This is a genomic window from Pseudorhodoplanes sp. (assembly GCF_050250235.1).
GTDB lineage: Bacteria > Pseudomonadota > Alphaproteobacteria > Rhizobiales > Xanthobacteraceae > Pseudorhodoplanes.
The window spans coordinates 1-5,712 of sequence record NZ_JBFWPA010000242.1 but is presented as its reverse complement, the minus strand read 5'-3'; the positions used below and the strand labels follow the sequence as shown (position 1 = coordinate 5,712).

Here is a 5,712-nt window from a genome sequence, read left to right as displayed (position 1 = left end):
AGCCTTGTTCCAACGGTCTGCTTCAACTGCGAAGCAGGATGCGGACTTTTGGCGTTCATTATCCCGGACACACTCGAAATCGAACGCATGGAGGGTAATCCCCTCCATGTTGCCAGTCGCGGCCGCAATTGCGCCAAGGGGCCAGCGACAGCCGCTCAAATCAAGAACCCTGATCGCATTCTATATCCCTTACGCCGAGCCGGGCCGCGCGGCGGCGGCAAATGGGAGAGGGTGAGCTGGGATGAAGTCCTTGATGATCTGGCAGGTCGTATCCGTAAATGCATAACCGAGAGCCGCTTTGACGATGTTGTCTATCATGTTGGTCGCCCCGGGGAGGACCTGTACACAGAACGAGTCCTGACAACGTGGGGCATCGATGGCCACAACTCCCATACAAATGTTTGCTCTGCTGGCGCTCGTACGGGCTACGCGTTCTGGATGGGCATTGACCGGCCCAATCCGGATCATACTAATGCCCAATTCGTCCTCATGCTTAGTGCCCACATGGAGTCGGGCCACTATATGAACCCGCACGCGCAGCGTATAAGCGAGGCCAAAGAGTCTGGCGCAAAATTTTGTGTGATTGACACCCGTCTGTCTAACACCGCCGCAAAGGCAGACTACTGGTTATGCCCATCGCCCGGTACGGAGGCTGGCTTGCTCCTCTCGATGGCAGCCTATCTCATTGGCAACGATCTTTTTGATAGAGATTTCCTGAGAAAATGGACAAATTGGCCGGAGCTGATGACCAATCAAGAATACTTACAGTTCTTGAAGGATAAAGGAATTGTTACCGAGCTACCGGAGGGCACAGACTTCGAAGCCTTTGTCGCTTTACTCAAGTCGATTTATGGCCAATATACGCTCGAATGGGCGGAAGCAGAAACAGGTATAAGCGCTGCGGAGATCGCGACGATCGCGGAAGAGATTGCCCGAGCTGGTGAGGCTTTCGCTTCTCACGTGTGGCGTAGCGCGGCTGCTGGTCATCGCGGCGGATGGATGGTCGCTAGAAATCTGTTCTTTCTCAACGTTCTTACCGGTTCGGTAGGTACACCCGGCGGCACACTACCCAATGCATATACGAAATTCGTACCTGAACCGCCTCATGGGATGGGCACGACTCGAACTTGGAACGAAACTCATTTCCCGCTAGCATATCCACTCGCTCATTTCGAGATGAGTTTCTTGCTTCCATATCTTCTCGAGAAGCGCGAGCGTCCGCTGGAGGTTTATTTTACGCGAGTTTATAACCCCGTTTGGACGAATCCAGATGGATTCGCATGGATAGATTTGCTTCGGGACGAAAGCAAGGTAAAGCTGCACCTTGCTGTGACGCCCGTCTGGAGCGAGACCGCTCAGTACGCGGATTACGTGCTTCCTATGGGAGAAGGCGCTGAGCGCCATGACGTGCACAGCTACGAAACACACGCCTCACAGTGGATTGGATTCCGCCAGCCGGTACTACGCGTTCATCGCGAACGCCAGGGTGAGCAAATCGATTTTACTTATCAGGCAAATCCCGGCGAGATTTGGGAAGAGAATGAGTTTTGGATTGAACTTTCCTGGCGAATTGATCCCACTGGAGAGCTAGGTATCCGGCGGTTCTACGAATCTCCCTATCGTCCAGACGAGAAGATTACGATCAAGGAGTACTATCGCTACCTGTTCGAGCATACGCCTGGCCTTCCCGAAGCCGCGGCTGAGAATGGTGAGGATGTTCTGAGCTACATGCAGCGTCGGGGTGCATACGAGATAACGACGAATGTCTACCGCGAGCATGAAAGGGCACCGCACGGAGGGGCCTTAAGAAATGCTGACGTCGATACGAGCACGGGTTTCATCTGGTCTCCGTCACCGCGACCACGGTCTAACTTCAGACCCTTTCCCGGTCCTTTTCAGGACGGGGAGGGCAGAACTCGTGTGGGGGTGATGGTTGACGGCACACCAAATACGGGTTTCCCGACGCCATCCGCAAAGCTAGAAATATTCTCGTCTACGCTTCACGACTGGGGTTGGCCAGAACTTGCCCTGCCGATATATCCGCGCAACGCGGCCCAGGTCACGCTCATGTCTGCCATAGTGAGCCAGGTACATTACTCTCAACTCGATAAAGAACGTTCTGAGTACATGCTTCTGCCGACCTTCCGGCTTCCCTCCCTTATTCACACGCGTACTAACGGTGCAAAGTGGTTATACGAAATGGCGCAACAGAACCCAGTCTGGATCAATCCTGAAGACGCGGCGAGAGTCGGCGTGCAAAGTGGCGATCTTGTGCGCGTGGAATCAGACATGGGTCACTTTGTCGATAAAGTATGGGTGACTGAGGCAATACGGCCAGGTGTTGTAGCTTGCTCGCACCATCTTGGTCGCTGGCGCCTTTTCGAGGATCACGGTAGCGACCTCTGGAATTCCTCTCTGGTGCACATCGAGGAGGAGGCTGGCTCGAGGCGAATGCGGCAAGTGCACGGCCCGAGGCCGTTTGCGAGCGATGATGCTGACTCTAGCCGGATCTGGTGGAGCGATGGCGGAGTCCACCAAAATCTGATCTTCCCTGTTCAGCCTGATCCTATCAGCGGCCAGCACTGCTGGCATCAGAAGGTTAGAGTCATAAGCGCTGGACCAGAAGACCGTTATGGAGACATTGTCGTCGATCGCGCGAAAGGACAACGGGCATATGACAGTTGGCTGGCGCTCACACGCCCAGCACCAGGGCCGGACGGTATGCGCCGGCCATACTGGATGATGAGACCTTTGAAACCACCACGGGACCTATACTTGGCGCCTCAGGGTTAAGCGCTTAAGCAGGTCGCAATCGAGATTGCGAGAGTTGCTGTGGATCAGATCACTTTTTCACAGATCGTCGCTAATTTTGACGCGTAGAGACTCCTGAGGGTGGATTTATGACCCTGACGCAAGTGAGAGTTTTCTGGATGGTAGCTTCCATGAATAGCGTGAGTGAAGCAGCTCGGGCTTTGAGCCTCACGGCTTCCGCGGTGCTGATGCATTTGCGAGCCTTGGAAAAGGATCTGGGAGTGGACCTCTACGAACGCGGCCATAGGGGAGCAGTTGTCCTCACGGCCGGGGGCAACGTATTTATGAGCCATGCTAATCTAATTCTGCAAGAAGCAGATCAAGCTCAGCGGGAGCTTTCCAATTTTCGGAAATCCGCTACCGGCCGGCTCAGAATCGGCGCTAACACTACAGGCGGCATGTACGTCTTACCAGAGATCGTGCGTCGTTATAAGGAACTAATGCCAGACCTAGACGTTCAACCCACCTTTGAGTCAACTCCTAAGATCGTAGATCTTTTGTTACACGGCATCCTCGATGTCGCGCTGACTGGTGGCCCGATGGGCAGCGAACGCTATGAGGTTAGAAGTGTTGGAGCAGATGAACTGGTGCTGATCGCATCGCCTGATCACCGCATGGCCGTGGCAGGAAGCGCCCAATTGAGCGATCTCTTTAATGTGGATCTCGTGCTTCCCGGTGTAGGATCGCGTACACGCTGGCTGCTTGACTCGACGCTAAGCCAAGCCGGCCTGCGCATCCGGACGGCCTTGACGATGAATGGTACAGAAGACGTGAAGAGGGCCGTCATGTCCAACGTAGGGGTGGGATTCGTGTCGATGTACTCGGTACTCTGCGAAGTTGCTGCTGGCAGCCTCGTTGTCATCGTAATGCCGGGCTTTCGCATAAAGAGAGACTACGAGCTTTTCTGGCGAAAAGGCTACGACATGCCACAGTTACTCGGACCGCTGGAGCAGGTTGCCCGGGTAGCCCTCGACGAACTAAAAAAAAGGGCCGCACAAGTCCTGCCAAGCACCATATAGGACGCTCAAAGTTCCCGGTCTTCGCTACAGCAGCTCAACGCACAGTGCGCAGGGGGCTGGGCGATACCTGACCCAGACGAGAATGCAGGGCCGCGTCTTGATCCCTGCGCTCATCGACTCTGGAAGCTAGATCAGTAAATAAAACTAGATCAATAAATAAAAATGAAACAAGAAGCCCCAAGTCAGCGATCAGGAGCCTCAGGCTTCAGCGCGGTTCTTGCTCGCCACTCATCAAGAACCCAGACCGCCCCTCATCATTGAGCTGAATCGCCGTCCGAAGGTAAGACTCAGCTCATGAACGTCTCATGCCTACCGAAGAAAGGATGTCTGGTATCAGTACGTGTCGATGCAGGGCGCGGAGACACTGGGCATTTTCGCCTCTAGTGGCATGGCGACTACCCCACGCCTACGCCATGGCAAACGTTAGGAACATCAAGAAATCAAGGTGAACTGAGAGCCTGGAGATCCGGGCACAGACGGTCCCCGCTGGCTACACCAACGACTGGCGACCTAAGTAACGTGACGCCACACCAAGACCAAACTTCGACGGCTTCGCCTTTATAAATGTGACAACAAGCACTTACTCGCACCCAACAGGGCAGTCGCTTACAACAGTACATTTCGGGGGGCGCGATATTTAAAGGATTCGACCCGATGGAAGAGCACTTTTGCCGGCGATTCGTTCCTAGATGAGCTCACAAGGAAAATGCGCGGGAGTACGATGTCGAAAAGAGGAAGGCTTTGGCCCATGAACTCCAACGCCACGATGCGAAAAAGCAATACTGTACTCGCTTTCTTGGAGGAGCCAATGGTTTAGTTTAGCGTGGTCGACAGTAAGGAATTCGGTTTATATCCAGTCGATTCGGACCTCTATGTTTGGATTGACGATTCGAAGCCGCCCGCAAGCCGGAGTTAATGCCAGCTCAAAATTATGTAGTGCTCGGAGGCGGTCCTTAGCCCCTTGAAGATTTCCCCCAAGGCTACTTTTCACCACACTGCTAGTGGTTCAATACTGGCGCAAGAAAAACCTTTACTTACAATAAGCATTTCCAATCATGTCATTTGACTTCTTTCTGGGGAAGCTGACATAGTCAGAGGCGAGCACAACTCTCTAGGTCGATCACACAGCAGGTTCTTATTGCGCGAGGAGTCATCGATGGACATGCTAAACAGCTACTGGGAACGTGTCAGCAAGCAAAGAGTTACACGGAGGCGCGCGCTGGCAGCTTCAAGTGGGGGCATGCTAGGTCTAACACTGCTGGCAGGCTGTGGCGGAGACGGCAGCGCCGGCGTAGAGGGCGATGCCAGCGGACTCGTCGTAAACAAGGTAGACACCAGCAAGCAGGCGAAGCGTGGCGGCATCATGAAGAGGTCAACGGACCGGGACGCCGCCCATCTGGACGTGCACCAGGCGGTCGCGCCCCTTTGCCTGCATAAGGACCACGTCTACAGTCGCCTAATGCGGAAGCAGCCCGGCTATTTGAAAGAGGCGGAATACGATTTCATCGGTGACCTGGCGGAGTCCTTCGAGTACTCTCCGGATCATCTTTCGATGACGCTCAAACTGAGGCCGGGCCTCAAGTGGCATAACAAGCCTCCGATAAACGGCCGCGCGTTGGACGCTGAAGACGTGCTCTTCAGCTGGGAGCGAGTGTCGCGTACATCCAGCCAACGCGTCGGCTTTGTCAACAGCGCGAACCCGGATGCGCCGCTTCTGGGTTTCTCCGCACCTGACGCGCGCACCATTGTCGTCAAGGTGAAGTATCCTGTCAGCTACCTTCCCGGGATCCTGGCGCGGACCACAACCGGCTACCTGCATATGGTCCCGAAGGAGACCGACAGTACCTTCAACATCCGCAACGACATGATCGGGACCGGACCT

Annotated in this window: 3 protein-coding genes; all 3 read left to right on the top strand. The window is 54.6% G+C overall.

Annotated features, from left to right (window positions below; translation table 11 throughout):
* Window positions 1-2,793 (top strand): molybdopterin dinucleotide binding domain-containing protein (locus AB7F49_RS37675; RefSeq protein ID WP_428532594.1); only part of this gene is annotated, 2,793 nt, incomplete at its 5' end.
* A 107-nt stretch (window positions 2,794-2,900) separates the two neighbouring features.
* A complete protein-coding gene (locus AB7F49_RS37670; RefSeq protein ID WP_428532591.1) occupies window positions 2,901-3,830 on the top strand; it encodes a LysR family transcriptional regulator in 930 nt (309 codons plus the stop codon).
* Between the two features lie 1,156 nt (window positions 3,831-4,986).
* Window positions 4,987-5,712: ABC transporter substrate-binding protein (locus AB7F49_RS37665; RefSeq protein WP_428532588.1), on the top strand; the 726-nt coding region annotated here is incomplete at its 3' end.